We start from the raw sequence: 25,809 nt of genomic DNA, 5'->3' as shown, positions 1-25,809 counted from the left end.
CATATCCCTCTTACAGATCCGCCCACCAGGGCAATTCGGCGTACCAATCCCACCACGCGCTCCACTGGTCGAACCAGATGGTGCCCGAGATGACGATGCAGATCGCGCTCCACAAACCGGCGTTCAGCGCCAGCAGCAGACCCAGACGGTGGATGCCGAGTGGCCCGATCGAATAGCCGATCAGATCGCGGAAATAGGTATCCTCGTGATCCGGTGTCGCGATGCGGTTTTCCTTGCCACCCGTGTTGACCGCCGACAGCACCAATGATCCATGCAGCGCCAGCGCCAGACAGGTGGTGAAGAAGAACGTGATCGCCACCATATGCGCGGGGTTGTAGTGGAAGTTGCCATAGGCGTAGCCGACGTTGTTCACCCAATCGAGGTGGCTGAAGATGCCATAGGGGAACCCGTGTCCCCATGCGCCCATCAGCACCGGCCGGATGATCACCAGCGTGACATAGGCAATGATCGCCACACCAAAGGCGAAGGGCACATGATATCCCATGCCCAGCTTGCGACAGATTTCGACCTCGCGCAGCATCCAGCTGACAAAGGCCAGCGTCGCACACATCGTGATGATCTGCCAAAGCCCGCCTTCGGCCAGTGGCGCCATGCCAAGGCCCACTTCAAGGCTGGGGGGATTGATCGAGATCAGCCAGGGGTTCCAGGTGTCCCCCAAGGCCGCGCCATAGAAAATCAGGATGGTGCCAAGGGCGGCGAAAAAGAACGTCGTGACGCCAAAAAAGCCGACATAGAAGGGCCCCACCCAGAAGTCGAACAGATCACCGCCAACCAATGTCCCACCTCGGACCCGGTATTTTCTTTCGAAGCTGAGCTGTGCCATCTTCTTACTCCTTCTGCGCCTGCGGTAGCGGGCTCGGGGCCCGGCGCGGCGCGCACGTGAATGATGTTGGTTGCTGCGGGCGGCGGCGTGATACCAGTCCGCCCGCTGCGTTGTCTTGACGTCCGATTACTCCGCTGCTTCAGCCGCACCAAAGGCGCGATCGAACCAGTTCGTTTCCGGATTGCTGAGCAGGACGAGATGAATCATCGCAGCCAGCAAAAACAGGAACACGCCCTGCGCCACGAAAACGCGACGCGGGTCGAAGATCAGCCAGATTTTGTAAAACTGTGCCATGTCGATGTGCTCCTATCAGCCCCAGGCGAACCAGGGCAGTTTGATGTACGTCAGCACATGCGCGACAACGGCCACGATCGTGAAGATCGTGAACCCGCTCATGTAGACTGAGTGCAGCTCTTGCGCTTGCTCGTCTGTCAGACCTGTGAAGGACAGGTCATTTTTATCAGCCATGTTTTTCTCCTCAGAAAAAGTGCCGACGCCGCGCCCCCCGCGGCCGGGATATGACGGGGGCTCATCCCCCGCCCAATCCACCACTCCGGGGGGGAGTGGCGAACCTCTTGTCCGCCCCGAAACCTACGGGGCGGCATGTTGCTTCACGCGGAAAAGATGCGTGGTGTAATGATCTGGGCCTGGCTCCAGGCTGCCTTGATGGGGCCTTTTTCGGGCAACTCCATCCGGCGCGCGGCGCTCAGGGTCCAGGTCAGAAAGCTCAGCGGCAGCGTGGCCACGAAGATCACCGCGAAATAAACGTAGTATTCGCGCATATTGTGATCGCTGCGACGGTGCGCAGGACGGCTGGCGATGCTGTGATCGTTGCTGATGTCTGTCATGGTTTTGCTCCTCCCGAAGCTGGTTGAAGGCCCTCGACACATTCAAGGACTACCCGCTCCGCCCCGGCATCGAGCGCTGCTTTCTCGGCAGCGTCGCGCAGGGTCTTTGCGGCGGAAATACGTGTGAGGATCGGGTGGCTGGCGACAATCTCGTCAAGCTTGGCCTGCGCATCCGCATCCCAGGGAAAGTCCCGCCGGAGCGGGGTCGGTGTAGCCGGCGTGGCGTCCATTTCGGAGCCAAGCGGCAGAATATGAAAGAGCGCGTCAAACAGGCCGTTGCACACTTCCTGCAACAAATACGTGGCCCCCGCGTAGCCCATGAAAGGCGTGCCCGTCGCGCGCCGGATGGCGGCACCGGGAAAGGACGCGGGAATAAAAGTCGGCGCCGGGCCAAAGCCCGATTTCATCTCCGCCAGGTACATCTTTTCATTGATCGACCCCATCAGGATCAGCGGGCGCTTTTCATGCACCATGGCGCGGACCTGGTCGTTGTCGGTTTTCTTGCCGCGCGTCCGCGCAACTGCGAAAGCGCAAGGCAGGCCCAGATCGTTTTCCAGAAAATTGCGGATGCCGCGCGCGTAGGTTTCATTCGCCACGATCCCGAAAGACGCGGTGGCAAAGAAGTCCTGCGTGACGGACCGCCACAGATCCCAGACGGGCTTGATGGTCGAATGCTTTTCCTGCTCGATGAAGGGTTCGGGGTCGAGGCCCGTCAACTCCCCCAAGATGCGCAGGAACTTCGTTGTTGAATCAATGCCCAAAGGCGCTTGCAGATACGGCTTGCCCAACACTTCACACAGGCCACGCCCAAACTCGCGGTACATACACACGTTGACATCCGCATTCACCAATCCACGCATCTCGCTCACATGGCTGCCCAGCGGCATCACCATGTTGATCTCCGCGCCGATCCCTTCGACCAGCCGACGGATCTCCGCCAGATCGGAGGGCATGTTGAACGTGCCATACATCGGCCCGAGGATATTGACGCGCGGGGCAGCGCCCTCTTCGCGCTTCTTCTCGGGCGGCATCCGGCCTTTGGTCATACCGAATTCGGTAAAGATCCACGTCATCGCGCGATCCGCAGATTCCCACTGATCCTCATCAATGGTGCGCGGAAGGAAGCGTTGGATGTTGGTGCCCTGCGGCGTGACCCCGCCGCCGATCATTTCGGCGATGGAGCCTGTCACAACGACGGCCGGCAGCGCGGGATCAAGCGTTTCCCAGGCGCGTTTCATCGCCTCTTCGGTGCCTGCGCCCATCTCACCTTCGCCAAGACCCGTCACCACGATCGGCAATTCATGGGGCGGCAGCGCATCGGTGTAATGCAGTACGGAAGTCACCGGCAGGTTCTCGCAACCCACGGGGCCGTCGATGACAACCTGCAAGCCTTTGGTCGCGCAGAAGGCATAGACCGCACCCCAGTATCCGCCCGCGCGGTCGTGGTCCTGGACTAGCATTGCGCACCTGCCTTGGCGCGCATGAATGCACACCCTACGGTGGGGATATGATGGAACACGCCGTTCATATCATCTGCGCGGCCTTCGCCGCCCTCGCCTGCTTTTCCAGCTTCTTCAAGTTCTGCGCCCGGAACTGCGGTTGCACATTCGGGCTGCCTTCCCAGACGCCCGCTGTGTCACCAGCACCGACGCCCTCAAAGAACGCCTTCATGTGATCCATGCGATCCTTATTCGCCATCGCCGCATTCACGACTTGCGCCAGCGATCCGGCCCCCGCGACACCCATCAGGGGCCGCGCGGAAATCAGGTTGGTGAAATAGAGCGATGGAATACCCAGCTCCTTGCCCTTCTGGACAACGGGCGTCGTGCCAATAGCGAGGTCCGGCCTAATCGCCTCCATCGCCGCGCAATCGTCTTCCAGTGATGCCCGGAATTTCACCGTCACACCGCGCGCCTCAAGCCATTCCGCATCTGCCGCAGACCATTCGGTCTTGGGACAGGCCGTACCGACATATGGAATATCCGCACCGCTTTCGATCATCAGCCGCGCGACCAGCAATTCGCTGCCCTCATAGCCCGACAGCGTAATTGTCCCATCAATCGGCGCGCCACCAAGCGCCCCCTTGATTGTAGGCAGGCAAGCGTTCTGTGCCTCACCAATCTTGTCGGCGGAAATCCCGTAGGCATCGCCAATCGCGGCCAGCCATGCGGCAGTGCCGTCATGACCCACAGGCGCAGATCCGACAACCTTACGACCCGCCGCCTGAAACTCCCGCACGCTCGCGGTGTAGAACGGATGGATCGCCGCCGCGACACCGCAATCAAGTGCGGCGTACAACTCACGCCATTCCCGGCACGGCACAACCGGACCCGCAGCCAAGCCCATAGGCGCCAGCATCTGCCCGATCATCATCGGATCGGCGGGGAACATTTCCCCCATCAATGCAACCTGCGGCCGGTCCGCGCGGCCGCCTTCGGGCATGGCCACCGGACCCGCTTCAATCTCGCGTCGGGCGTAATTCAGCATGGCCCCGGCCAGCACATCCTTGGCTTCCGCATGGGTCGGAATGCCAAAGCCGGGCACGTCGATGCCCACCACACGCACGCCGTCGATCTCCTCCGGCAGCAGCCGCAGCGGCACACCGGACGCCGTCGGCACACAAAGGTTTGTTACCACAATCGCATCCAGTTTTGCCGGATCGGCCACGTCATGCACCGCTTCACGGATGTCTTCGAACAGCTTGCCCGTCACCAAAGTCTCGGAGTTGAACGGCACATATCCGACTGACCGCCGTGCCCCGTAAAAATGCGACACAAACGTCAGACCATAAACGCAACAGGCCGACCCGCTCAGGATCGTCGCCGTCCGCTTCATCCGCAGACCCACCCGCAGCGACCCGAACGCAGGACACATCGACTGCGGCTGATCATGGGGGCCTTTGGGATAATCCTTGGCGTATTGATCCAGCACATCGGATTTCCCTGCCGCCCGCGCCGCTTCCTCCAGCGTGCCGCGGGATCCGCACATGCCTTCAGCGGGCGCATCTGCAACCGGTGCCAGATCAGCACCGTGGGAGGCCTCGTCAATGACGACCTCCCCCACATCATCATAGGATACGTTATATCCCGTGCGTTCAGACATCGTCGTAGACAACCTCCAGGCTTGCCTTGGGCGCCGCGTTCTTGCCGCGCATGTCCAGATCGGTGGCGGGTTCCAGCACCACATCGCCGCCGGTCTCGGAAGCATCGAACAAGCCCAGCAGTCCGTCCTGATCCAAGGGCGTAGGGCGCACCGGCGGCGCTTCGGCAACTTCATCGCCAAGGGCTGCAAACAGCGACCCCCATTGGCTCTCCATCGTGCCGACAATCTGATAATTCGCGGATTTCTTCCGCAGATCATCGTCCTGCGGGATCGCGGCCAGCACGGGGATATCCACCGCTTTGGCAAAAGCCGCCGCCTCACCCGACCCATCGTCCTTGTTGATCACCAGCCCCGCGACACCCACGTTGCCGCCCAGCTTTCGGAAGTATTCCACTGCCGAGCAGACGTTGTTGGCGACGTAAAGCGATTGCAGGTCGTTGGAGGCGACAAGGATAACCTTCTGCGCCATGTCCCGCGCAATCGGCAGGCCGAACCCACCGCAGACCACGTCGCCCAGAAAATCCAAGAGTACATAATCAAAGTCCCAATCGTGAAAACCAAGTTTCTCCAGCAGTTCGAACCCGTGGATGATCCCGCGCCCGCCGCAGCCGCGCCCAACCTCGGGGCCGCCCAGCTCCATCGCGAAGACACCGCCGCGCTTGAAACACACATCGCCGATCTTGACCTCTTCGCCCGCCAACTTCTTGCGGGTGGAGGTTTCGATGATCGTGGGACAGGCCTTGCCGCCGAACAGCAGGCTTGTGGTATCGGATTTCGGATCGCAGCCGATCAGCAACACGCGCTTGCCCTGCTCCGCCATCATGTGGCTGAGATTGGCGAGCGTGAAGGATTTGCCGATCCCGCCCTTGCCATAGATCGCGATGATCTGGGTCTTGCTGGTGGGTTCTTCCGCCACGATGTCGGCAAGGTCTTCGCCCGCCTCGTCCCGCAGGCGCTGGTCAAAATCCTTGATGGTACCGCCATCATTCAGATTGGGGATATCAAGTGTCATGCGTGACCTTTCCAGTCGAGGATCATTTTCAGGCAAGCCGGATCATCGAACGCCCGCGCGTAGGCGTCCGGCGCATCGGACGCGGCCGCCGTGTGCGTGATCAGGCCGTCAAGGCTCAGCGTGCCGCTTTCGACCAGCGACCGGGTCGCCAGCAGATCATCCGGTGTCCACTCCGCGGCGACGCGAAAACGCGCTTCTTTCATGAAGGCAGGCGGAAAGGCAAAGCTGATAGGTTCGGGATAGAACCCCGCCAGAACGATCTCCCCGCCCTTTTGCAGACGGCCGATCAGACTGCCCAGCAAATCGGCTTGGCCCGTCGCGTCGTATATAGATGTGTAGTCGTGGCGCGGGTCCGTGTCGGCGTTCAGCACCGGATAGCCTGTTGCGCCCTGCATCCGCACCGGGTCAATTTCCCAGACCGTCGGCGCGGGCGCACCCGCCGCAATGGTCAGCCGCGCCAGCAACCGGCCCAGCACACCATGACCCACAATCAGATCCGGCACGGACTTGCCCGGCCCCGCCAGCGCATGACGTGCCGTCGCCGCCAGCGCCAGCAATGCACCTCGTGCACCCAGTCCGGGATCAATCCGCGTGACCCGTTCCGCCTTGGTGACCAGCGTCCTTGCCGCGCCCCCGAAAAGACCGAACGCATCCTCAAAGCAATTCGCCCCCGGTACGAAGACCCTGTCACCGGGTTTATAGGGTGTCTGCGCACCGGCTTCGACCACCTCACCGGCGGCCTCATATCCTGGCACAAGCGGATAACCCATGCCCGGAAAGGGCGGCATCGCGCCGGACCAAAGCAGTTTTTCAGTACCCGTGGAAATTCCCGAATGTGCAATCTCCACCACCAGATCGCCCGACCCCGGTGCTGTGACACTCAACGTGTCGACCCCCAGATCACGTGGCCCGTTCAAAATGACGGCGGTGGTCTGCACTGGTTCTCCCCTCTGTGGTTTGTGCATGCGGACCTCTTGAAAGGGACTCACTGCGCACAGTTTGTTACATGTAAACTAAAGCTGACAATTATGACTGTCAATCATAATGGACATTGTCAGTTTTTCCTTACAGCTGTCACACAGCGCGTCACGAACGGCCTGCGTGCTGCCGGTTTCTGAATTTCCTCAAAGCCCGCGATGCGGCACAAATCCGCAATCTCTTCGGCCGACCGCGCCTTGCCGGTTCCCATCGCCAATGTGTAAAGCGCGAAATAGGCGTCTCCAGCCCGCTCCGGCTTTGCCCCGCCCCGCATCGGTTCCGAGATGATCAGCCGTCCGCCTTTCGGCAGCGCCGCAAAGCACCGCTTCAGCAACTGGGTAACCGTGGCATCGGTGTGATCGTAAAGCACGCGGATCAGGGAAATCGCGTCGGCCCCGTCCGGCAAATTATCCGTTCTGAAAGAACCGGGGCTGATTCTGGCCCGGTCGCTCAACCCCTCCGCCGCGAATCGCGCCTGTGCCTGTGGAGCGACCGTCGGCAGATCGAAAAGCGTAAGTTGCAGATCGCCGTACCGCGCCCCCACCTGCGCCAGAAACGCGCCTGATCCGCCGCCGACATCCATCAACCGTGTCACACCGCGCAGGCTGATCGCATCAAGCGTGTCGTCCGCCACCAGAAGCTGGCTCTGCGCCATCAGATCGGAATAGGTCGCCGCGTCCTGCGGATCGACATCACCCCCAAAGACGTAAGGCCAGAAACCGGCAAGCTCCGGCTCGGTCTCTCCGCGAAAGAACGCGACCGGGTCGGCAAGATCACGGTACAGCACGTCATGATGCCGAATCATCTGCTGCAACCCCGGCACGCCGACCAACGCCGCACCGCGCCGCGACAGGGCAAACCGCCCTGCCCTCTTTTGCCGCAACAGTCCCAGCGCGGCACCTGCCCGCAACAAGACCAGCATCCGGTCCTCTGGAACGGCCACCTGCCGCGCCAGTGTCTCCGCGGACGCGGGGCCGTCCATCAGACGTGCGGGAATGTCGAAGGATACAAGCGCCTGCAATACCTGCGAATGACAGAACCCCGCCACCAGATCAAAAAGCGCTTCGCCCTCGGACCGGACGATCCGCCGTGTCAGAAAATTGCGCGCCGCCCATTTTTGAAATCCGCGTGCCGCCAGCAGTTTGCGCAGTCCCGGCACCTTGAACCCCGTGCCGCGCATGGGTGCGGGCACATCCGCCATCACACGCCCCGCGCGGCCTGCTGCTGCGCGCGGAACCGGATCGGTGTCAGCGCCTCGGCCTGCGCCGTCACCAGCTTGGCAAGACGCGCTTCGCCGGGACACTTCGGGATCGATGCAATCGCCCCGGTCAGGATCTCTCCCATCCGGGCGATCGCCCCCTCAATGCCCAATTCCGTCACCGCGTTGGGACGTCCGTGCAGGTCGTCCTGCCCCACCGGCTTGCCCAGCGTGTCTTCATCATAAAGCGCGTCACGCAGATCATCGGCGACCTGGAACGCCTCGCCGATGCGCGCGCCCAGTTCCTCCCAGGGTTCTGCATCTTCGCCGGCTGCGGCGGCACCCATCTGGGTCGCGGCAATGAACAGCGCGCCGGTCTTGGCCCGGTGATACGCGGACAAATCAACTTCCGCCTCGCTTTCCCATCCCTGCCCTGCACAAATGCCATTGGGCATGCCCGTCCGCGTCGCCAGCACCTGCATCAGGTTCACGGCTGCAATCGGGTTTTCCATCGCCGCCTTCGCCAGCACCTCGAACGCCATGATGATCAGGCTGTCGCCTGTAAGCAAGGCAAGCGGCTCTCCGAAGGCGCGGTGCACGGCTGGCTTGCCCCGCCGGGTGTCGGCATCGTCAAAGCAGGGCAGATCGTCATGCACCAGCGACGCGCAATGCATCAACTCAAGGGCCGCCGCCGCCGCGTTGGCCAGCCCCGGATTGCGATCCCCGCACGCAAGCGCCACGGACATCAGGATCGTCGGCCTGATCCGCGCGCCGCCGGGCGTCACGGTATAATGCAGGGCAGAAGCCAGTTTTCCGGGTGACGGCGCGGCCTGCGCACAGGCAATCGCCTGGGTGATCGCGGTATCAATACGGTCAGCGACATCCATGAAAACTCTCCCGGTTTGTCCCTGTACTCTATTGATGACAGGACAAGTGTCAACTAGGCTAGACAAATGCCAACAGATTCTGTCCATCAAAGATGACACATGAGGCACCACATATCGCGGTGATTGGCGCAGGCATTGGCGGGCTGGCCACTGCGCTGCGCCTTGCCCATGCGGGTGCGCGGTTGTCGGTGTTTGAACGCCACGCCGGACCGGGCGGCAAGATGCGCACGATGGAATCAGCCGCGGGGCCGGTGGACGCTGGCCCGACCGTGCTGACCATGAAGCATGTCTTCGACGCACTCTTTTCGGAAACCGGCAGTGCGCTCTCGGATCATGTGACCCTGACGCGCGAAAGAATTCTGGCGCGGCACTTCTGGCCAGATGGCACCATGCTTGACCTGATGGCGGATGCGCGCGACAGCAAACAGCAAATCGCGCAGGTGTTCGGACCTGACGCCGCTGCACAATTCGCAACCTTCGATGAACAGACACGGCGGCTCTTTGACGCCTTCGATGCGCCGATGATGCGCAAGGCGGCCCCTTCGGTGATGTCCCTGACCGCGCGGATGCTGCGCCAGCCGGGCCTCATCACCGCCATGGCACCGCACCGGACGCTTGCCGTGAACCTTGCGCGGCAGTTCACCGAACCCAAACTGGCGCAGCTCTTTGGTCGCTACGCCACCTATGTCGGTGGCAGTCCCGATGCCTCCCCCGCGCTGCTGGGCCTGATCTGGCAGGCCGAACAACGCGGCGTCTGGCATGTGGCGGGCGGCATGCACCGGCTGGCGCAAGCCATCGCGGACAGGGCCGCGGCACTGGGCGCGATCTTTCACTACAACAGCCACGTGACCGGGATCGACATGCAGAACGGCCGCCCCCGCGCCATCCGGACCGAAGCGGGGCGCACAAATGTCGACGCGGTCTGCTTCAACGGCGATCCGCGCGCATTGGCGACCGGCATGCTTGGCGAACAGGCCAGCGCCGCCGTGCCGGAAACCGCGACAAGCCCGCGCAGCCTGTCGGCCTGCGTCCACAGCTTTGCCGCCCGCGCCACCGGCGTCAATCTGGCGGCGCACAACGTCTTTTTCTGCACCGACCCCGCAACCGAATTCGGCCCCATCGCCCAAGGCACCCTGCCCCGCGATGCCACGCTCTATGCCTGCGCACAGGACCGCTTTGACGGCCAGACGCCGCAAGGACAGGAACGGTTTGAGATCATCATGAACGCGCCCGCCGTGGCCGACCGCACCGCCCTCACGGCGGAGGAGAGAACCCGATGTCATACACAGATCATGGCGCAACTGGCCAGTTTCGGCCTGCGCTTCGACCCGATGCCCGCAATGGACAGGCTGACGATGCCGCAACACTTCTCGGCCCTGTTTCCGGCCAGCAACGGCGCATTATACGGGCGATCCCCACACGGGATGATGGCGGCTTTCAAGCGGCCGCAGGTGCGCAGCCGCCTGCCGGGGCTCTACCTGGTAGGGGGCGGTGTGCATCCGGGGGCGGGGATCCCGATGGCGACACTTTGCGGAGCGCACGCGGCCGCGGCGATGATCAAGGACCTCGCTTTGACCTCGACCCACCGCCGGGGGGCTATGCCTGGTGGTACATTGACGGCGTCTCCGACGATGGCGCACGCGCCGTCTCGATCATCGGCTTCATAGGGTCGGTCTTCTCTCCCTGGTACGCATGGTCCGGGCGGCACACACCCGCCAACCACTGCTGCATGAACGTCGCGACCTACGGCGCCGGGGGGCGCTTTGCCATGACTGACCGTGGCACCTCCGCCCTGCACACCACACCGGACAGGTTTACCGTCGGCCCCTCGGCCATGTGCTGGACCGGCACGGACCTGATCATCGACATCGATGAGGTGTCCTCGCTCCCGCTCGTTTCCCGCATGCGCGGCCAGATCACCGTGACGCCGGAGGCGATCACCAACGTCGAACTGCCCCTGACACCCGATGGCGCGCACATCTGGCGGCCCTTCGCGCCGGTCAGCCGCATCACCGTGAACCTGGAGGCAAAGGGCTGGCAATTCGACGGCCACGGATACTTCGACGCCAACTTCGGCACCCGCCCGCTTGAAAGTGACTTCAGCTACTGGACCTGGGGCCGCTACCCCACCCGCGCGGGCGCCACCTGTTTCTACGACGCCACCCGCCGCGACGGCACATCGCTGGAAGCCGCCATCGCCTTTGACCAGAACGGCACCGCCCGGACAGTCGACGCCCCGCCGCGCACTGCCTTCAAGCGCACCCTCTGGGCGCTGCGCCGCGAAACCCGCGCCGACCCCGGCACCACCCCACGCCAGACCAAGGCGATGCTGGACGCGCCCTTCTATTCCCGCTCCGTGGTGGAAACCTGCATTGACGGCGAAAAAACGGCCGGCGTGCACGAGGCGCTTGACCTCAACCGCTATGCCAACCCGCTTCTGAAACCGATGCTCGCCGTCCGCGTGCCCCGCCGCGCGCGCTGGCAATTCTAGGCACCGCGCCCGCCCCTCTTTTTGGCCTTATATACCGTCGTGCGCCATGCACCCTGCGGCGCCACAGATGTTCAAAGCTCGGACGGCACAATCGGGTCCACGCCCGGATTCAACCGCCACACGCTGGCATTCAGCGCAGCAGCGACGCTGACCCAGGCAAGATACGGCACAAACGCCAGCCCCGCCCAGAAATCCACTTGCAGATGCGTCCACGTCGCCCCCGCCACCGACAGCCACAGCGGCACCATCACCAACAATGCCCCCTTCATCCGCCGCAAGCCGAAAAACACCGGCGTCCACAGGGTCGAAAACCCCGCCTGTGCCGCCCAGAACGCCATCGCATAGGCGTTCCCGTCCTGCAGCGCCACGCGCATCCCGGCGAATGAGATCAACAGATAGATGCTGGTCCAGGCCACCGGAAACGCCCAGTCCGGCGGCGTCCAGGAGGGTTTGTTCAACTCCCTGTACCACTGGCCCGGCTGGAACACGGCCCCCGTCGCCCCCGCGGCACAGCAGGCCAGAAGGAATATTCCAAAAAGCGCGAAATCCATAAGCGATCCTGACGCGGCGCTACTCTGCCGCCACTTGGTGTGATGTGGGTGCTGCCGTGCGCGCGTCCAGTTCCGCAAGCACATCCAGCAACGCCGCCGCGCGGCCCTGCCTCGCCTCGGTCCGCCCCGCTGATGCCGCATCCACCAGAAACTGCACCTCCGGCAGCGCGCGCGCATAGATCACCGGCGACCGTGGCAAGACCGCCGTTCCCGCCGCCCGCAGACCCGATTGCGCCACCCATCCCAGCTTTTGCAGCTTGCTGGTATGGGCCCGTTTGGTCACGCTGTCATACCCGTTGCGTTTCACCTGCGCGCCGATGCCGGCATAGACGAACCGCGCCGCAAAGATGCCACTGCGGGCCGCCAGCGGCAGCGCCTTGATCCCCGGCTCCGACCGGATATAGAGCCTGCGCGCCTCCGCCAGCAACCGCCGCACCATGCGCTGCGTCTCTGGCGTCGCACTTTGCTGTGCCATGAAGGCCTCGGGCGTCAGCCCCGCGTCGCGTACCCAGTCCAGTGGCAGGTACAGCCGCCCGGCGCGCGCATCCTCGCCCACGTCCCGCGCGATATTTGTCAACTGCATCGCCACGCCCAGATCGCAGGCCCGCGCCAGGGCATGCGGCTCTCGCACCCGCATCAGCACACACATCATCGCGCCCACGGCCGAAGCCACGCGCGCTGAATACTGCGTCACCTCCGACAGCGTATCATACCGCCGTTCCGACGCATCCCAGGCCAGCCCCTCCAGCAGCGCTTCGGGCAGCGCGCGGGGCATGTCGAATTCCTCGATGATGGCGGCGAACGCCCGGTCCTCGGGCGCATTGCGGGGCCGCCCGGCATAGGCCGCATCCAACCTGTCGCGCAAACCCAACACCGCGCGCGCCTTCTGCTGGCCCTCGTCGACCTCGTCATCGGCCAACCGGCAAAAGGCATAAAGCGCCAGCGCCGGATCGCGGACGGACGCGGGCAAAAGCTTGCTCGCCGTATGAAAAGACAGCGACCCTGTCCGGATCACCGCCCGGCAGTGTTCCATGTCATCCGCGCGTATCATTCAGCCGCCACCCTTTGTTCGCCCGCCCGACGCGGCATATCCGGCACCAGCTTGGCCAGCACCTCCGCGCTCGACACCACACCGGGCAGCCCGGCACCGGGGTGCGTGCCCGCGCCGACCAGATACAGACCCTTCGCTTCCTCGCTCACGTTATGCGGCCGGAACCACGCCGATTGCAGGATGCGCGGCTCCAACGAAAAGCCTGCGCCATGCGGGCTGAGGTACCGGTCGCGAAAGGTCTCGGGTGTGAAAACAGTCTCTGTACTGATCTTTTCGCGGAACCCCGGCATCATCTTCTCCAGCTCCGCCGCGACCTTCTCGCGATAGATCGGCTCTTCGGTTTTCCAGTCCACAGACGTCTTCCATCCCAGATGCGGCACCGGCGACAGCACGTAAAACGTATCATCCCCTTCCGGCGCAACAGACGGATCGGTCAGCGACGGACGGTGCACATACAAGCTCATGTCATCCGCCAGCTTCCCGCGCATGAAGATATCGCGCAGCAATCCCTTGAAGCGCGGCCCGTTGGCAATCGTGTGATGCCCCAGATCGGGCCACATGCCCGCAGTGCCCTTTGTCCCGAAATACCAGACGTACAATCCCATGGACCACCGCCTGCGCTTCAACTTGCGCGCGGTCCAGCGGCGGCGCAGGTGGTGGCGCAGCAGATGATCATAGGTATGACCCGCATCCGCATTGCTGACGACCAGCGGTGCATCCAGCCGCGCACCATCGGTCAGCCGCACGCCGTTGGCCGCCTTGTCGGCGATCAGGATCTCGTCCACCTCCACCCCGTGCCGGATCGTGCCGCCTTGCGCGTGCACCACGTCGGCCATCGCATCTGCAATCGCCTGCACCCCGCCCATGGCATAATGGACGCCGTATTCCTTCTCCAGATGTGCAACCAGCGCATACATCGACGTCACATGCGCCGGGTCGCCGCCAATGAACAGCGGATGAAACGACAGCGCCATGCGCAACCGTTCGTCCTTCACCCGCGCCGCCGCCAGACCATAGATCGACCGATCCGCCCGCAGCATCGCAAACTTGGGCAGCACCTTTATCGTCTCCCACAGCTTGTGCATCGGCTTGGCGACCATGCCCTCAAACCCCACGACATACCGCGCCTGCGAATCCTTCAGGAACCGTTTGTAGCCGGGCAGGTCCGCCGCGTTCAGCTTGCTGACTTCCGCAAACATCCGCGCATCGTCACCGCAGGCCTTGAACGTGCTGCCATCGGGCCAGCGCACTTCGTAGAACGGATCAAGCGGGCGCAGGTCCACCGCTTTGCGGAAATCAAACCCGCAGTCCGCCCAAAGCTGTTCGAACACCTGCGGGACAGTCACGATCGTCGGTCCCAGATCAAACCGGTGGCCATCCTGCGTGATCGACGATCCGCGTCCACCCGCGCGGTCAAGCCGGTCAAGCACCGTCACCGCATAGCCCTTGGCGCCCAGCCGCATCGCAGCGGCAAGCCCGCCCAGACCTGCACCAATGACAATGGCGCGGTTATCGGCAAGCGGGTCTGTATGATCATGTGTCTGCATCACCACCAAGACTAGCGGTGTCTAGTTAAATTTACAATCTATCTGTCACCCTCTTTCCAAAAGGGCGAAAATCTGTAAACTAAAGCTGACATATATAGGGACTCACACAAGTGGCGCAGGTTGTTAGCCTCAGCTTTTACCGCTTTGACAGCGTATGGGCGCGCGCATGGGCGCTGACGATGATGGGCGGGGCGCGGCCCGCGATGGCGCGTGTGCCGGGGATCGGATTCTGGAAACTCTGCGGTTCCGGCACGGGTGAAGGGTTCACGCCACGTCCCAACACGGCCGTCTATGCGATTCTCGCCACATGGCCAGACCTGCAGACCGCGCAAGACGCCCATGCCACCGCCCGCATATTTGCCCGCTACCGCAACCGCGCCTCCGAAGACTGGACCGTCTACATGACCGCCTCAAGCGTGCGCGGACAATGGTCGGGCCAGACCCCTTTCATCGCTGGCGAAACAGACGAAACCGGCCCGCTTGCCGCACTCACCCGCGCCACCATTAAGCCCGGTATCCTGCAACGCTTCTGGGGCCGCGTGCCGGACATCTCATCCGTCATCGGCAAGGACCCGAACGTGATGTTCAAGATCGGCATCGGCGAAGTGCCCTGGCTGCATCAGGTGACTTTCTCCATCTGGCCCGATGCCGCGCGCATGGCCAATTTCGCCCGCACTGGCCCCCACGCCGACGCCATCCGCGCCGTGCGTGACGAAGGATGGTTCCGCGAAGAACTCTATGCCCGTTTTACCCTGCTGACCGACGAAGGCAGCTGGGGCGGGTGCTCTCCCCTTTCCCGCCCGGAGGCGTCATGAAACAACCCTTCCCCTTCTCGGCCATCGTCGGTCAGGATGAAATGAAACGCGCGATGCTGCTGACGGCCATTGACCCTGCCATTGGCGGGGTTCTGGTGTTCGGCGACCGGGGCACCGGCAAGTCCACCGCCGTGCGTGCGCTGGCCGCGCTGTTGCCCCCGATCAAGGCGCTCAAGGCCTGCCCGGTGAATGCCGCGACCCTGACCGAAAGCCCCGACTGGGCTGGCGTGACCAGCAAGGCGACCCACAAGATCCCCACGCCCGTGATCGACCTGCCACTGGGCGCGTCAGAGGACCGTGTGACAGGCGCGCTGGACATCGAAAAGGCTCTGACAAAGGGCGAAAAGGCGTTTCAGCCGGGTCTGCTGGCGCAGGCGAACCGGGGATATCTTTATATCGACGAAGTGAACCTGCTCGAAGATCACATCGTCGATCTGCTGCTGGACGTGGCCCAATCGGGCGAAAACGTGGTCGAACGCGAAGGATTGTCGATCCGCCATCCCGCGCGCTTTGTGCTGGTCGGGTCCGGCAACCCCGAAGAAGGCGAATTGCGCCCGCAACTGCTGGACCGTTTTGGCCTGTCGGTCGATGTGGCCTCCCCCACCGATATCGACGAACGGGTCGAGGTGATCAAACGCCGCGATGCCTATGAGAGCGATCACGCCGCCTTCATGCTGCGCTGGCAGGCCGAAGACGCCACCCTGCGCGACCGCATCCTGCAGGCACGCAAGGCGCTGGCTAAACTCAAGACCCCCGACAGCACGCTGCGCGATGTGGCAGAGTTGTGCATCCAGCTTGGTTCTGACGGGTTGCGCGGTGAATTGACCCTGCTCAAGGCCGCGCGCGCCTATGCCGCGTGGCGCAATGATACCGCCCTGACCCGCACCCATATCCGCGCGGTGGCCCCCATGGCCCTGCGCCACCGCCTGCGCCGTGATCCACTAGACGAAGCGGGCAGCGGTGCGCGTGTGGGCCGCGTAGTCGAGGACGTGCTGGGATGACCCCTTTCGGGCGTGCCACCACCGCGCTGCGGCTGCTGGCCGTCGACCCGGCGCGGTTGGGCGGCATGGTTCTGCGCGCCCGGTCCGGTCCCGCCCGTGACGCGGTAATCGCCATGCTTCCGCAAGACACCCTGCGCCTGCACCCCGCCCTGCCCCAGGACGCGCTGGACGGCGGCGTTGACGTTGCCGCCAGCCTTGCGCAAGGGCAATTGATCCACCATCGCGGCCTGCTGCACACAGGGGCCGACATGCTGCTGCTGACCATGGCGGAACGCACGCCACCACTGATGGCCACGACCCTCGCGAATGCGCTCGAAACAGGCTCTGACACGGTGATAATCGCGCTGGACGAAGGGACCGAAGATGACGATGCGCTGCCGCATTCCCTCAGCGACCGTCTGGCGTTTCATGTCACTCTCGAAGGATTGGGCCAGGCTGACGTCGAACCCCTTGGGCGTACGTCCTCTGCCATCGATCTTGCCGCGGTGGAGACGCCCGAACACGTCATTGATGACCTCGTGACCCTTGCCGTATCGCTGGGCATCGACAGCCTGCGCGCGCCCTACCTCGCGCTTTGCGCGGCACAGGCCCATGCGGCGCTGTCCGGGCGCAGGATCGTGGCGGTCGAGGACATCACCGCCGCCGCTGAACTGGTCCTTGCCCCCCGCGCGACGCGCATGCCCGCCCCTCCGGACGAACAGCACCCCCCACCGCCTCCGGAGGAAGCCGACGCAAATCCCATTGACACCCCGGACACCATCGCCCTGCCCGACGACATCCTGCTGGACGCGATCCGCACTGCCCTGCCCCCGGATCTGCTGTCGAAAACAGGCTCTAACACGGCGCGAAATGCCAAAGGCAGCGGCGCGGGGCGCAAGCGGATCGGCAACCGGCGGGGCCGCCCCCTACCCGCGCGGGACGGGGCAGCCAAAGGCGCTCAGCCGCGCGTTGATCTGATGGCCACCCTGCGGGCCGCAATCCCCTGGCAGGGCCTGCGTCGCCGGGACAGCCCCGATGCGGGCTCCCGCCCCCTGATCCGCCCCGCTGACCTGCGCTACAGACGCTATCAGGACCTGTCAGACCGTTTGCTGGTCTTTGCGGTGGATGCCTCCGGCTCTGCCGCGATGGCGCGGCTAGCCGAAGCGAAAGGCGCGGTCGAATTACTGCTTGCCGAAGCCTATGCCCGCCGTGACCATGTTGCGCTGATTTCCTTCCGGGGCACGGGGGCGGAGCTTTTGCTGTCGCCCACACGGTCGCTGGTGCAGACCAAACGCCGCCTTGCCGCCCTGCCGGGGGGCGGTGGTACGCCATTGGCTTCGGGTCTTGAGATGGGTCTGGAGACCGCGCGCACTGCTGAACGCCGAGGACTGACCCCGGTGCTGGTGGTGCTGACCGACGGACGCAGCAACATCGCCCTTGATGGCAGCGCGAACCGCGAACAGGCCGCGCAGGATGCGGCCCGTGTCGCAACGCAGATCGCCACGGCAGGGATCGACAGCATCGTCATCGATTGCGGCCGCCGCCCGGATGACAGCCTGTCCCGGCTTTCCCTGTCCCTGCGGGGACACTATGTCTCCCTGCCGCGCGCGGATGCGCAGAGCCTGTCAAAGGCCGTCACGACCGCGCTGGAAAGCTGATCATGAACCTGCGCGACTGTCCGGCGGACTGGCCCATGGCAGATGCATCCCGCATGATCGATTGCCGCCCCCATCGCTGGCACGTGCAGGAGATGGGCGATGGCCCGCTTCTGCTGCTGATCCATGGTGCGGGCGGCGCGACGCAAAGCTGGCGACACCTGATGCCGCTGCTGGCCCGAACCCACCGCGTTGTGGCGATGGATCTGCCGGGACAAGGCATGACCCGCATGGGCGCACGGCAACGCTGCGGGCTGCATCACATGGCGGAAGATATCACAGCGCTGTGCACGCAGGAAGGTTGGGAGCCGGAGGCGATCATCGGCCATTCCGCCGGCGCGGCCATCGCCCTGCAGATGACACTGGCCAAAGGCGCGCCACCCGTGGTCGGGCTGAATGCCGCACTGGGCAACTTCAAGGGGCTTGCGGGACTGCTGTTCCCGATGATGGCCAAGGCGCTGGCGCTGACACCGATGGTCGCGCGCATCTTCACCGCCTCCGCTGCGCAACCTGCATCCGTGCGGCGGCTGATCGAAGGAACCGGATCGACCCTGCGGGACGAAGACCTGCGCTGGTATCGCAGGCTGGTCAGCGACCGGGATCATGTGGACGGCACGCTGGCCATGATGTCGCAATGGAACCTGACCCCACTGCTGCGCGCCCTGCCCCGACACCACGCCAGGGCATTGCTGATCACCGGCGCGCGTGACCGTGCCGTGCCGCCGTCCACCTCGGCGGAGGTGGCGGCGCGGATGCCCGATGCCGAACACATCACGCTGCCCGATCTGGGACACCTCGCGCATGAGGAAAACGCCGCTGCTGTTCTGGCGCCGATCCTCGATTTTCTGCACGAGGAAAACGCCTAACTATCTGTTTTAATGTATTAATAAGCCAATCTGTCCCCGCGGGGACAGATTCTCAGCGCTCCAGCGCCTCCAGAAAGGCGGCAACGGCCTGCTCCAGCCGCGCCCGCTCCACCCCGCTGAAATCCCGCTCAAGCCGCAGCTCGATCCGGCCATCGGCAACGGTGCATTTGGCGTCCCCTTCGGGACGGTTGAGCCGGAAGGTGGTCTTGGCCTGCCGGGCCACGGGCGCTTTTGGCTTCTTGCGTTCCGCCCGCCCTGCCCCGGCGGCAAAGCTGGTCAGCACGGCGATCTCTTCCTCCGCGCTGCGGCCTTCCTGCGCGCGCAGCGTGCGGCGCAGGATGCCGGTGCCATGCTCGTCCTCATCCAGACGCTTGACCACCGCCAACCCCAGCGACCGCGACACCGCCGGGACATGGTCCAGCGCGCCATCCGCAGCGACCAGCAGCCGCACAAAGCGCTTGATATAGGCCCGCTTCTGCCGCCCGGAAGACGCGTAAAGCACCTCGACCGCCTGGTCATAACTTTGCACGTTCGGGTCCTGGTTGCGGTATTGCAACGCAAGCTGCGCCATCTCACCGAAAGTCACACCGCGCCGTACAAGGTTTTCATCCACCATACGGCGATAGAGCCGCAGAATATCTTCACCCTTCGCATTGATCCCCGCAGGGATGCGGGCGAACCGCTCCTCCCCGGTTTCCTCGAACAGCTCCCGATAGGCGGTCAGGCGGCGATAGCCTTGGATCAGCTCATAGGCATCGCCAACCGCTTCGACCAGAATGGGGTTCGACAACCCGATATCCCGGATCGAACGTTTGAGTTCATCGATCTCCGCATCGCGCCCTTCCGCCCGGTCGCGGGTCAGCTTGTCAGTGCGGATCAGGTCAAGCGGGATCAGATCGGTGATCAGGCCCGCTTTCTTCAGTCGCACATGTTCATGGGCCAGCGCGTCATTCTCCGCGCGAATCGCCGCCTCCGCCTGTTGCCGCGCGCTGAGCGCTTCGGCGTTTTCAGTGATCGCGGCGGCCATCGGACCGCGCCGCGCTTCCGCTGTCCCCACGGGGACATCGGTGCTGACCTCCGCCTCGTCGAAATCAATGTCGAATACGCGTTTCTTCTTGCTCATTTGCTGTCCTCCAGCAGATCCCATGCGGCGATGAGGTGGCCCTTGAATTCATCATAGGCCTGATCGAATGACGCCCGCGCCCGCCGCCAGGTTTCACGCGTCATGTCACGGTAGTCGGTTTCGTAGATCGAGTTGAGGAACCGCCCGGATTGCTCCACCGCGCGGGTCATCTCAATCGGGTGGGTCGCCAATCTATCCCCGAAAACCTTGCCAAACGCCTGCTGCATCGCGCGGTGCAGTTCGTTGTTGGTTTCAAACCGGGTCAGCAGAAAGCGTACATCGGCAAAGACCTTTGGCAGCGGCAATGTCCCCGCCGGGACAGCCCCGCCAAACCGTTCAAGATCCTCCAGCGCCTCCGACAACTGTCCGATGAAGGAGGTCGTGGAATCGTATTCCCAATAGCCGGGACCAGACGGGATATAGAGGACATCCGCCGCAAAGACCGCGTTCATCGACTGGTAGCCGATGGCAGGCGGACAATCGAACAGGATCAGGTCATAGGCGTCGTCGGGCAGTTGATCCAGATAGCGGGAAACAGCGGCAAAGAACGACCATTCGGGGTTCAGGTGCCGGTACTGCGCGGAGGCGAATTCAACAAAGGCCGCGTTCGCGCAGGAGGGCAGGGCGTCGATGGTGGGCCAGTTCGTGGGCTTGATGAAATCGGTGACCCGCAGCGCGCTCAACCCCATGTCGGTGATGGCGGCGGGCAGCTTGCGTTGGGGCAGGGCGGTGCCGCTTTCAGCGCCCTGTGCGGCCGCGTTCATCCGTTCGGTTTCGCGGATCAGGTCGCGCGCCATGACACCCCAGACGGTATATTCCTCGTTCACGTCATTCAGGCCCATGGAGTGGCTGAGCGTCGCCTGAGGGTCGAAATCCACCACCAGCACGCGGTATCCATCAAGGGCTGCGGCATGGGCGAAATGCAGCGCGACGGTGGATTTGCCGGCACCGCCTTTAAAGTTTGCAATCGCCGCGCGGATCGCGCGTTTCCCTGCGGGGCGCGTCGGCATCAGGGATTTGCGATTGACCTTGAGCCTGCGGCGGAGTTCGTTGATTTCCTCCAGCGTGTACCAGTGTTGCCGGCCGTCTTCCTCCGTCGTGCCCTGGGGCAGGGACGGGTCGGCCGCCAGCCGCCCGCGCAAGGTCGACTGGTTGACCTTGAAGATCAGTTCGGCGACCTCCCAGCTGGAAAACCGGCGCAGGGTCTTCTCATGCTCGGGGGAGAATGTCTGCTGCCGGATAAACCCCTGCATCTTGAGGGATTGCGCCTGCAACCTGGCCAGGTCGTGATGTGTGAACATGCCCTTGTCTTTCCTATGCCCGCTGCCTGTCCCCGCTGGGACGGTGGTTTTGCGAAACCCGCAGGACGTTAATTCTGCCTCTTTGCTGATTTACGCTGAATTTGGAAAAGAAGTAAATTGGAATATACTGGCGTTGGCGATGATTTGCAGGGGTTTTGTGCGAATCGGCTGAAGCCCAGAAGGCAGGGCCGACGGGTCTGAAGAAGGGGGACAGGTTTTTGCTGATGAGGGCCTAATAGGGGACAAATTGGCCCGAATAGGGGCCGCTCAAGGTGTCCCCCAATACCTATATACCTTCAAATTTCATTTGGAATAAGGCCAGGGGCCGACACCAACCGCAGCAACCGCTTGACAGAATCGCAACTTTGGACGCAAATCAGACATGGTCGCGGAAAAGCGTTGCGTTTCTCGGCGGTCCAGCCATCAAGGCACAAGATCTTGAGGCAGAGGCGGCGCATCTTCACGGATGCAGGATATAGGTGAATGAGCAGATGCTCCACAAAAAGCTGGCGGGGCCGGGGGCTTCCGCCCGGAAATACGATGTCATCACGGCGTTGGGGGCGCATGCGCTGTCGCTGGGCAAACATGATCAGCGCATGGTGCTGCGGCTGATCACGCTGCTGACGGCGCGGTACAACTGGGGCCGGGATGAACTGTCAATCGGGCAGCGGGAAATTGCGCGGCTGTGGTCCTGCAACGAACGCACCGTGAAACGCGAGATGGCCAAGCTGCGCGGCCTTGGGTGGCTGGTGGTACGCAAGCAGGGCGCGCGGGGCCGGGTGACGACCTATGGGCTGGATACGGAGAAGATGTTGCAGGCCACCAAGGCGATTTGGCCTGAGATAGGGTCTGATTTCGTCGTAAGGCTCGAAGGTGCGTCGGCCGAGACGGTGGTGCCGTTCCCGGTCAAGGGGACCGTTGCCGCGCCGGATATGTCGGACGCGACCGAATGGGGCCTTGCCCGTGCGATCCTCCATCAACAGGACCCTGGCCGTTATGGTGCGTGGCTGCAGGCGCTCAGCCGGGTCGGCAGGGCAGGGGGCCGGCTGACCCTGCGCGCGCCCAGCCGGTTTCATGCCGCTTACGTGCAGACCCACCTGACGGGCGCGATCCTGTCGGCCTGTCAGGCGGTGGATGGGGATGTGAACACCATCGAAGTCGTTGAATAGGGTCTATTTACCGCGCACCGTGTCGATCATCAGTTGCACATTCTCCGGGTCCGCGTCGGGCGTGATCCCGTGGCCGAGATTGAAAATGTGCGGGCCCCCGGAAAACGCATCCACGATGCGCCGGGTTTCGGAGACCAGCGCATCGCCGCCCGTGACCATATGCGATGATTTCAGGTTGCCCTGCACGCAGCCGTCCTTTTGCACATGCGTCGCGGCCCAGGTTGCATCGACACCGTCATCCAGCGCCACGCAATCCGCGCCGATGGCGGCATGCGCACCGACATAACGTTCGCCTGCGCCGCGCGGGAAGGCGATGACCGGAATGCCGGGGTGGCGTTCCTTGATCGCTTCGGTGATCTGCTGCATGGGCTTGATGGAATAGTCAACAAAATCAGCGCCTTGCAGGGAACCTGCCCAGCTGTCAAAGATCTTGATCACTTCGGCACCGGCATTAATCTGGGCGCTCAGATACTCAATCGTTGCCTCCGTGATCCGGGCCATCAAGGCATCAAACACCGCGCGGTTTTCGGCCTTCAGCCCATGCGCAGGCCCCTGATCCGGCGTGCCCTGACCCGCAATCATATAGGTGGCAACGGTCCAGGGTGCGCCGGCGAAACCGATCAGCGTGGTTTCGCTGGGAAGTCCCTTGGACAGAATCCGGACGGTCTCATAAATTGGGTTGAGCGTATCATGTATCGCTTCGACGGGTTTCAGCGCATCAACTTCGGCCTGCGTCGTGATGGTGGAAAGGCGCGGCCCCTCCCCGGTGACAAACCACAGATCCGCCCCAAGCGCCTGCGGCACCAGCAGGATGTCGGCAAACAGGATCGCCGCATCGAACCCGTAGCGGCGAATGGGCTGGAAAGTCACCTCCGCCGCCAGTTCCGGATTGTAGCACAGCGACAGGAAATCGCCCGCCTGCGCGCGCGTGGCCTTGTATTCGGGCAGGTACCGCCCCGCTTGCCGCATCATCCAGATCGGGGGCGTCGGCAGCGTCTCACCTGCAAGGGCGCGCAGGATTGTTTTCTGGGCGGTCATGTTGATCTCTCTTAGAAAAATGGCTCAGACCTTTTTACCTCAGACGGGCGGGGACACAAGAGTTGTCAGGAAAGGTTTACAGGGGTACGAAAGGGCATGAGTCTGAATTTACCCACCCCGCAAAACCCGTTGATGATTGGCACCCGTGGATCGCCGCTTGCGCTTGCGCAGGCGCATGAAACACGCGAGCGGCTGGCCCATGCGTTTGAGCTGCCGTTCGAGGCGTTTACAATCGTCGTCATCAAGACGACGGGGGACAAGATCATCGACCGCCCGCTAAAGGAAATCGGCGGCAAGGGGTTGTTCACCCGAGAGATCGAGGACGATATGCTGGCGGGCAAGATCGACATCGCGGTGCATTCGATGAAGGATATGCCGACGCTACAGCCCGATGGCCTTGTGTTAGAGACGTATTTGCCGCGCGAAGACGTGCGCGATGCGTTCATTTCGCCGCGCGCGTCGGGGCTGGATGATCTGGCGGCGGGCACGGTTGTCGGCACCTCCAGCTTGCGGCGCAGGGCGCAGTTGAAGCTGCGGCGGCCTGATCTGGAGGTGGTCGAATTCCGCGGCAACCTGCAGACCCGGTTGATGAAACTGGATCAGGGCGTGGCAGAGGCGACATTCCTTGCAATGGCCGGCCTGAACCGTCTGGGCATGGAAGAGGTGCCCAAGACCGCTATCGAGGTAGAGACGATGCTGCCGGCGGTGGCGCAGGGGGCGATAGGGATTGAGCGGCGGATGGGTGACAGCCGCGCCGCGGAGATGCTGGAAGCGATCCATGATGGCACGACCGGCCAGCGGTTGGCGGCCGAACGGGCGTTTCTGGCAGCGCTGGATGGGTCATGTGAGACACCGATTGCGGGGCTGGCCGTGTTGGACGGCGGCAATCTGCATTTGCGGGGAGAGGTTCTGCGCCCCGACGGGTCCGAGGCCATCGACGACGCGATGACCTGTGTGGTTGAGGACGGCGCGGAAGCCGGGCGTGAAATGGCCGGGAAGCTTCTGGCGCAGGCGGGTGAGGGGTTTTTTGACTGGCGGGCTTAAGGGCTTAGTTTTCCCAACTGCCAAGTGCATTGAGCAGGGTACCCAGGTCACTGCTGCTGTGCAGAAGATCGGCGATGCCGATGATATCGCCGTGTTCTTCATAGACGATGAAATGGCGTCCTGCCCGCGCAAAGCGCAGATCGGTCTCAGTGTCATCAACCACGAGAGTTCTACAGCTTTGGGTGTGCGCAACTCCTGATGCGATCCGCTCACAGGTTTCAATAAGAACCTGTTGGTATTCCAAAGCCTTGTTCATCCCGAACTGGGAATAAGACCATTCAAAAATCTCATCGAGCCTTCGTTCCGCTGTCAGTGAGAATCGCAGGCTCTTCATTCGGCTTCAAATTTCGCTCTTGCCCGGGCGAACGCACGGCGAATGACCTCTTCTCCAGTGCCTTCGGCAAATTTGCCTTCGCGCACCTCTCGCAATCCCTCTTCCAAACGCTCTCTCAACGCATCCAACCCGGCTTCCTCCCGCTCCAACAGGCGCAGCCCCGCGCGCAAGGCCTCTGATGCATTTTGGTAGCGCCCGGAGCTTACCAGATCGTTAACCAACTGGTCTTGCTGTTCGGTGAGGACGACATTGCGGGTTGCCATGGAATGTGCTCCTTGAATCTGTCATTGGCAATATATGCCATATTGTCCACTGCGCCAAGTATCACGGGCGGAAAGGTTACTGAGGCTTTCGCAGGATCGCGATTTCATTGGGTTGCCTTGACAATGTCGGCTTGGGTTTGAGGGGCAGCGGCAGCTCCCATTCCTCTTCCACGCCGCCTGTCAAGCGATGGCCACCAAAGCAGCGCATCAGCGCCTGGATGCCGGTGTTGTCGTGGTGGATCAGCGCGGTGAAGCGTTCAATGCCGCGCGCATGCCCGGCCCGTGCCAAGGACCGCAGCAACAACGACCCCAGGCCAAGACGTTGGTGGCTGTCGATGATTGTCAGGGCGAATTCGGCGTCGTTTTTGTCTTCGGTCAGCCGCACAAATCGTGCCGTTCCCAGCGGCATGTCTTCGTCCACCCCGAGGGAGGCCGCGCCGATGGCGAAATGGTCTTTGGTGTTGGCCTCGGTGAAGTGATCCAGTTCCGCCTCTGACAGGTGCTGATGCGGGGCGAGGAAGCGAAAGAAGCGTGACTGCTTGGACAGCTTTTCGAAACCCTCGCGCATCAGGCGACGGTCATCCGGGCCGATTTCCCGGATCAGCACGGTTTCGCCGTTGCGCAGAACGGCGCGGAGGGGCAGGTTTGACGTCATGACGAAAGGCCAACCTAACTGGCCCGTGCCGGGTTCCTCAAGGATGCCTGCAAAAGC

Annotated in this window: 27 protein-coding genes; 8 read left to right on the top strand and 19 right to left on the bottom strand. The window is 63.1% G+C overall.

The annotated features are described in order from the left end of the window. Window positions 1-10: 10 nt before the first annotated feature. The 10 genes from pufL to AB4X18_RS00170 form a co-directional block, all read right to left on the bottom strand. Complete coding sequence (gene pufL / locus AB4X18_RS00215; RefSeq protein WP_370398880.1) at window positions 11-844, bottom strand: photosynthetic reaction center subunit L; 834 nt, start codon at window positions 842-844, stop codon at window positions 11-13. Window positions 845-970: 126 nt separating this feature from the next. After that, window positions 971-1,138: a light-harvesting antenna LH1, alpha subunit gene (gene pufA, locus AB4X18_RS00210; RefSeq protein ID WP_299882382.1), complete on the bottom strand. Its 168-nt coding sequence runs from the start codon at window positions 1,136-1,138 to the stop codon at window positions 971-973. 15 nt (window positions 1,139-1,153) lie between these two features. Further along, complete coding sequence (gene pufB / locus AB4X18_RS00205) at window positions 1,154-1,312, bottom strand: light-harvesting antenna LH1, beta subunit (RefSeq protein WP_370398879.1); 159 nt, start codon at window positions 1,310-1,312, stop codon at window positions 1,154-1,156. A gap of 143 nt (window positions 1,313-1,455) precedes the next feature. After that, window positions 1,456-1,692 carry a cytochrome PufQ gene (gene pufQ / locus AB4X18_RS00200; RefSeq protein WP_370398878.1) on the bottom strand — a complete coding sequence of 79 codons (237 nt, stop codon included), beginning with the start codon at window positions 1,690-1,692 and terminating at the stop codon, window positions 1,456-1,458. Continuing rightward, complete coding sequence (gene bchZ, locus AB4X18_RS00195) at window positions 1,689-3,152, bottom strand: chlorophyllide a reductase subunit Z (protein WP_432816575.1); 1,464 nt, start codon at window positions 3,150-3,152, stop codon at window positions 1,689-1,691. The genes pufQ and bchZ overlap by 4 nt, the downstream gene beginning before the upstream one ends. 64 nt (window positions 3,153-3,216) lie before the next feature. Then, window positions 3,217-4,794, bottom strand: a complete 1,578-nt coding sequence (gene bchY / locus AB4X18_RS00190) for a chlorophyllide a reductase subunit Y (RefSeq protein WP_370398877.1) — start codon at window positions 4,792-4,794, stop codon at window positions 3,217-3,219. Next, entirely contained in the window at window positions 4,787-5,806 is a 1,020-nt protein-coding gene (locus tag AB4X18_RS00185; RefSeq protein ID WP_370398876.1) for a chlorophyllide a reductase iron protein subunit X, read from the bottom strand. The genes bchY and AB4X18_RS00185 overlap by 8 nt, the downstream gene beginning before the upstream one ends. Continuing rightward, window positions 5,803-6,744 (bottom strand): chlorophyll synthesis pathway protein BchC, encoded by a 942-nt coding sequence (bchC, locus tag AB4X18_RS00180; protein ID WP_370398875.1) that lies wholly within the window; start codon window positions 6,742-6,744, stop codon window positions 5,803-5,805. Before bchC ends, AB4X18_RS00185 begins: the two co-directional genes overlap by 4 nt. A gap of 116 nt (window positions 6,745-6,860) precedes the next feature. Beyond that, window positions 6,861-7,985, bottom strand: coding sequence for a methyltransferase (locus AB4X18_RS00175; protein WP_370398874.1), 1,125 nt, complete (start codon window positions 7,983-7,985; stop codon window positions 6,861-6,863). After that, window positions 7,985-8,869 (bottom strand): polyprenyl synthetase family protein, encoded by an 885-nt coding sequence (locus tag AB4X18_RS00170; protein ID WP_432816574.1) that lies wholly within the window; start codon window positions 8,867-8,869, stop codon window positions 7,985-7,987. The genes AB4X18_RS00175 and AB4X18_RS00170 overlap by 1 nt, the downstream gene beginning before the upstream one ends. A 92-nt stretch (window positions 8,870-8,961) precedes the next feature. On the opposite strand from AB4X18_RS00170, the gene crtD reads away from it, so the two are divergent. Together crtD and crtC are read left to right on the top strand one after the other, a co-directional pair. Then, window positions 8,962-10,536, top strand: a complete 1,575-nt coding sequence (gene crtD / locus AB4X18_RS00165; protein WP_370398873.1) for a 1-hydroxycarotenoid 3,4-desaturase CrtD — start codon at window positions 8,962-8,964, stop codon at window positions 10,534-10,536. Next, on the top strand, window positions 10,521-11,360 hold the full coding sequence (gene crtC / locus AB4X18_RS00160; protein ID WP_370398924.1) for a carotenoid 1,2-hydratase: 840 nt from the start codon (window positions 10,521-10,523) through the stop codon (window positions 11,358-11,360). Before crtD ends, crtC begins: the two co-directional genes overlap by 16 nt. A gap of 71 nt (window positions 11,361-11,431) precedes the next feature. Here the strand turns inward: crtC and tspO are convergent, their stop codons facing one another. Genes tspO through AB4X18_RS00145 form a run of 3 tightly spaced genes read right to left on the bottom strand, consistent with a single transcriptional unit; the run spans window position 11,432 to window position 14,509 of the window. After that, window positions 11,432-11,911 carry a tryptophan-rich sensory protein TspO gene (tspO, locus tag AB4X18_RS00155; RefSeq protein ID WP_370398872.1) on the bottom strand — a complete coding sequence of 160 codons (480 nt, stop codon included), beginning with the start codon at window positions 11,909-11,911 and terminating at the stop codon, window positions 11,432-11,434. 19 nt (window positions 11,912-11,930) lie between these two features. Then, the gene (gene crtB / locus AB4X18_RS00150) at window positions 11,931-12,962 is read right to left on the bottom strand and encodes a 15-cis-phytoene synthase (RefSeq protein WP_370398871.1); all 1,032 of its coding nucleotides are present in this window, start codon (window positions 12,960-12,962) and stop codon (window positions 11,931-11,933) included. Continuing rightward, window positions 12,959-14,509 (bottom strand): phytoene desaturase, encoded by a 1,551-nt coding sequence (locus AB4X18_RS00145; protein WP_432816573.1) that lies wholly within the window; start codon window positions 14,507-14,509, stop codon window positions 12,959-12,961. The genes crtB and AB4X18_RS00145 overlap by 4 nt, the downstream gene beginning before the upstream one ends. Before the next feature lie 110 nt (window positions 14,510-14,619). Here AB4X18_RS00145 and crtA point away from each other — a divergent pair, with 110 nt between their 5' ends. The 4 genes from crtA to bchO are packed head-to-tail and all read left to right on the top strand — an operon-like array spanning window position 14,620 to window position 18,825. Continuing rightward, entirely contained in the window at window positions 14,620-15,324 is a 705-nt protein-coding gene (crtA, locus tag AB4X18_RS00140; protein WP_432816572.1) for a spheroidene monooxygenase, read from the top strand. Further along, the gene (bchI, locus tag AB4X18_RS00135) at window positions 15,321-16,325 is read left to right on the top strand and encodes a magnesium chelatase ATPase subunit I (protein WP_370398922.1); all 1,005 of its coding nucleotides are present in this window, start codon (window positions 15,321-15,323) and stop codon (window positions 16,323-16,325) included. Before crtA ends, bchI begins: the two co-directional genes overlap by 4 nt. Next, window positions 16,322-17,962 (top strand): magnesium chelatase subunit D, encoded by a 1,641-nt coding sequence (locus AB4X18_RS00130; protein WP_370398921.1) that lies wholly within the window; start codon window positions 16,322-16,324, stop codon window positions 17,960-17,962. The genes bchI and AB4X18_RS00130 overlap by 4 nt, the downstream gene beginning before the upstream one ends. A gap of 2 nt (window positions 17,963-17,964) precedes the next feature. Next, window positions 17,965-18,825: an alpha/beta fold hydrolase BchO gene (gene bchO / locus AB4X18_RS00125; RefSeq protein WP_370398920.1), complete on the top strand. Its 861-nt coding sequence runs from the start codon at window positions 17,965-17,967 to the stop codon at window positions 18,823-18,825. 52 nt (window positions 18,826-18,877) lie between these two features. On the opposite strand, the gene AB4X18_RS00120 is transcribed toward bchO, so the two are convergent. Both AB4X18_RS00120 and AB4X18_RS00115 read right to left on the bottom strand, forming a co-directional pair. Then, window positions 18,878-19,948, bottom strand: a complete 1,071-nt coding sequence (locus AB4X18_RS00120; protein WP_370398919.1) for a ParB/RepB/Spo0J family partition protein — start codon at window positions 19,946-19,948, stop codon at window positions 18,878-18,880. Further along, entirely contained in the window at window positions 19,945-21,249 is a 1,305-nt protein-coding gene (locus AB4X18_RS00115) for an AAA family ATPase (protein ID WP_432816571.1), read from the bottom strand. The genes AB4X18_RS00120 and AB4X18_RS00115 overlap by 4 nt, the downstream gene beginning before the upstream one ends. 491 nt (window positions 21,250-21,740) lie before the next feature. On the opposite strand from AB4X18_RS00115, the gene AB4X18_RS00110 reads away from it, so the two are divergent. Continuing rightward, on the top strand, window positions 21,741-22,418 hold the full coding sequence (locus tag AB4X18_RS00110; protein ID WP_432816570.1) for a hypothetical protein: 678 nt from the start codon (window positions 21,741-21,743) through the stop codon (window positions 22,416-22,418). A 3-nt stretch (window positions 22,419-22,421) separates the two neighbouring features. Here the strand turns inward: AB4X18_RS00110 and hemE are convergent, their stop codons facing one another. Continuing rightward, on the bottom strand, window positions 22,422-23,456 hold the full coding sequence (hemE, locus tag AB4X18_RS00105) for a uroporphyrinogen decarboxylase (RefSeq protein WP_432816569.1): 1,035 nt from the start codon (window positions 23,454-23,456) through the stop codon (window positions 22,422-22,424). A 96-nt stretch (window positions 23,457-23,552) separates the two neighbouring features. On the opposite strand from hemE, the gene hemC reads away from it, so the two are divergent. After that, window positions 23,553-24,500 (top strand): hydroxymethylbilane synthase, encoded by a 948-nt coding sequence (gene hemC / locus AB4X18_RS00100; protein ID WP_432816568.1) that lies wholly within the window; start codon window positions 23,553-23,555, stop codon window positions 24,498-24,500. Window positions 24,501-24,504: 4 nt separating this feature from the next. On the opposite strand, the gene AB4X18_RS00095 is transcribed toward hemC, so the two are convergent. The 3 genes from AB4X18_RS00095 to AB4X18_RS00085 all read right to left on the bottom strand — a co-directional run bounded on the left by AB4X18_RS00095 (window position 24,505) and on the right by AB4X18_RS00085 (window position 25,752). Then, entirely contained in the window at window positions 24,505-24,834 is a 330-nt protein-coding gene (locus AB4X18_RS00095; protein WP_370398916.1) for a type II toxin-antitoxin system RelE/ParE family toxin, read from the bottom strand. Then, window positions 24,831-25,097 (bottom strand): type II toxin-antitoxin system ParD family antitoxin, encoded by a 267-nt coding sequence (locus AB4X18_RS00090; protein ID WP_370398915.1) that lies wholly within the window; start codon window positions 25,095-25,097, stop codon window positions 24,831-24,833. Before AB4X18_RS00090 ends, AB4X18_RS00095 begins: the two co-directional genes overlap by 4 nt. Before the next feature lie 76 nt (window positions 25,098-25,173). Further along, window positions 25,174-25,752 (bottom strand): GNAT family N-acetyltransferase, encoded by a 579-nt coding sequence (locus AB4X18_RS00085; RefSeq protein WP_370398914.1) that lies wholly within the window; start codon window positions 25,750-25,752, stop codon window positions 25,174-25,176. Between the last annotated feature and the right edge of the window lie 57 nt (window positions 25,753-25,809).

The organism is Sulfitobacter rhodophyticola (assembly GCF_041281685.2).
Lineage (GTDB): Bacteria > Pseudomonadota > Alphaproteobacteria > Rhodobacterales > Rhodobacteraceae > Sulfitobacter.
The sequence above is the reverse complement of the archived record's forward strand: the minus strand, read 5'-3'. Positions and strand labels throughout refer to the sequence as shown.

Coding starts and splice junctions, on each gene's coding strand:
- crtD (WP_370398873.1), top strand. CDS start 8,962: ATGACACATGAGGCACCACATATCGCGGTGATTGGCGCAGGCATTGGC.
- AB4X18_RS00130 (WP_370398921.1), top strand. CDS start 16,322: ATGACCCCTTTCGGGCGTGCCACCACCGCGCTGCGGCTGCTGGCCGTC.
- AB4X18_RS00170 (WP_432816574.1), bottom strand. CDS start 8,869: ATGGATGTCGCTGACCGTATTGATACCGCGATCACCCAGGCGATTGCC.
- AB4X18_RS00090 (WP_370398915.1), bottom strand. CDS start 25,097: ATGGCAACCCGCAATGTCGTCCTCACCGAACAGCAAGACCAGTTGGTT.
- bchO (WP_370398920.1), top strand. CDS start 17,965: ATGAACCTGCGCGACTGTCCGGCGGACTGGCCCATGGCAGATGCATCC.
- bchI (WP_370398922.1), top strand. CDS start 15,321: ATGAAACAACCCTTCCCCTTCTCGGCCATCGTCGGTCAGGATGAAATG.
- tspO (WP_370398872.1), bottom strand. CDS start 11,911: ATGGATTTCGCGCTTTTTGGAATATTCCTTCTGGCCTGCTGTGCCGCG.
- hemC (WP_432816568.1), top strand. CDS start 23,553: ATGAGTCTGAATTTACCCACCCCGCAAAACCCGTTGATGATTGGCACC.
- AB4X18_RS00185 (WP_370398876.1), bottom strand. CDS start 5,806: ATGACACTTGATATCCCCAATCTGAATGATGGCGGTACCATCAAGGAT.
- AB4X18_RS00120 (WP_370398919.1), bottom strand. CDS start 19,948: ATGAGCAAGAAGAAACGCGTATTCGACATTGATTTCGACGAGGCGGAG.
- pufL (WP_370398880.1), bottom strand. CDS start 844: ATGGCACAGCTCAGCTTCGAAAGAAAATACCGGGTCCGAGGTGGGACA.
- pufA (WP_299882382.1), bottom strand. CDS start 1,138: ATGGCACAGTTTTACAAAATCTGGCTGATCTTCGACCCGCGTCGCGTT.
- bchZ (WP_432816575.1), bottom strand. CDS start 3,152: ATGCTAGTCCAGGACCACGACCGCGCGGGCGGATACTGGGGTGCGGTC.
- AB4X18_RS00095 (WP_370398916.1), bottom strand. CDS start 24,834: ATGAAGAGCCTGCGATTCTCACTGACAGCGGAACGAAGGCTCGATGAG.
- bchY (WP_370398877.1), bottom strand. CDS start 4,794: ATGTCTGAACGCACGGGATATAACGTATCCTATGATGATGTGGGGGAG.
- hemE (WP_432816569.1), bottom strand. CDS start 23,456: ATGACCGCCCAGAAAACAATCCTGCGCGCCCTTGCAGGTGAGACGCTG.
- AB4X18_RS00175 (WP_370398874.1), bottom strand. CDS start 7,985: ATGGCGGATGTGCCCGCACCCATGCGCGGCACGGGGTTCAAGGTGCCG.
- AB4X18_RS00085 (WP_370398914.1), bottom strand. CDS start 25,752: ATGACGTCAAACCTGCCCCTCCGCGCCGTTCTGCGCAACGGCGAAACC.
- pufQ (WP_370398878.1), bottom strand. CDS start 1,692: ATGACAGACATCAGCAACGATCACAGCATCGCCAGCCGTCCTGCGCAC.
- AB4X18_RS00145 (WP_432816573.1), bottom strand. CDS start 14,509: ATGCAGACACATGATCATACAGACCCGCTTGCCGATAACCGCGCCATT.
- AB4X18_RS00115 (WP_432816571.1), bottom strand. CDS start 21,249: ATGTTCACACATCACGACCTGGCCAGGTTGCAGGCGCAATCCCTCAAG.
- AB4X18_RS00110 (WP_432816570.1), top strand. CDS start 21,741: ATGCTCCACAAAAAGCTGGCGGGGCCGGGGGCTTCCGCCCGGAAATAC.
- pufB (WP_370398879.1), bottom strand. CDS start 1,312: ATGGCTGATAAAAATGACCTGTCCTTCACAGGTCTGACAGACGAGCAA.
- crtB (WP_370398871.1), bottom strand. CDS start 12,962: ATGATACGCGCGGATGACATGGAACACTGCCGGGCGGTGATCCGGACA.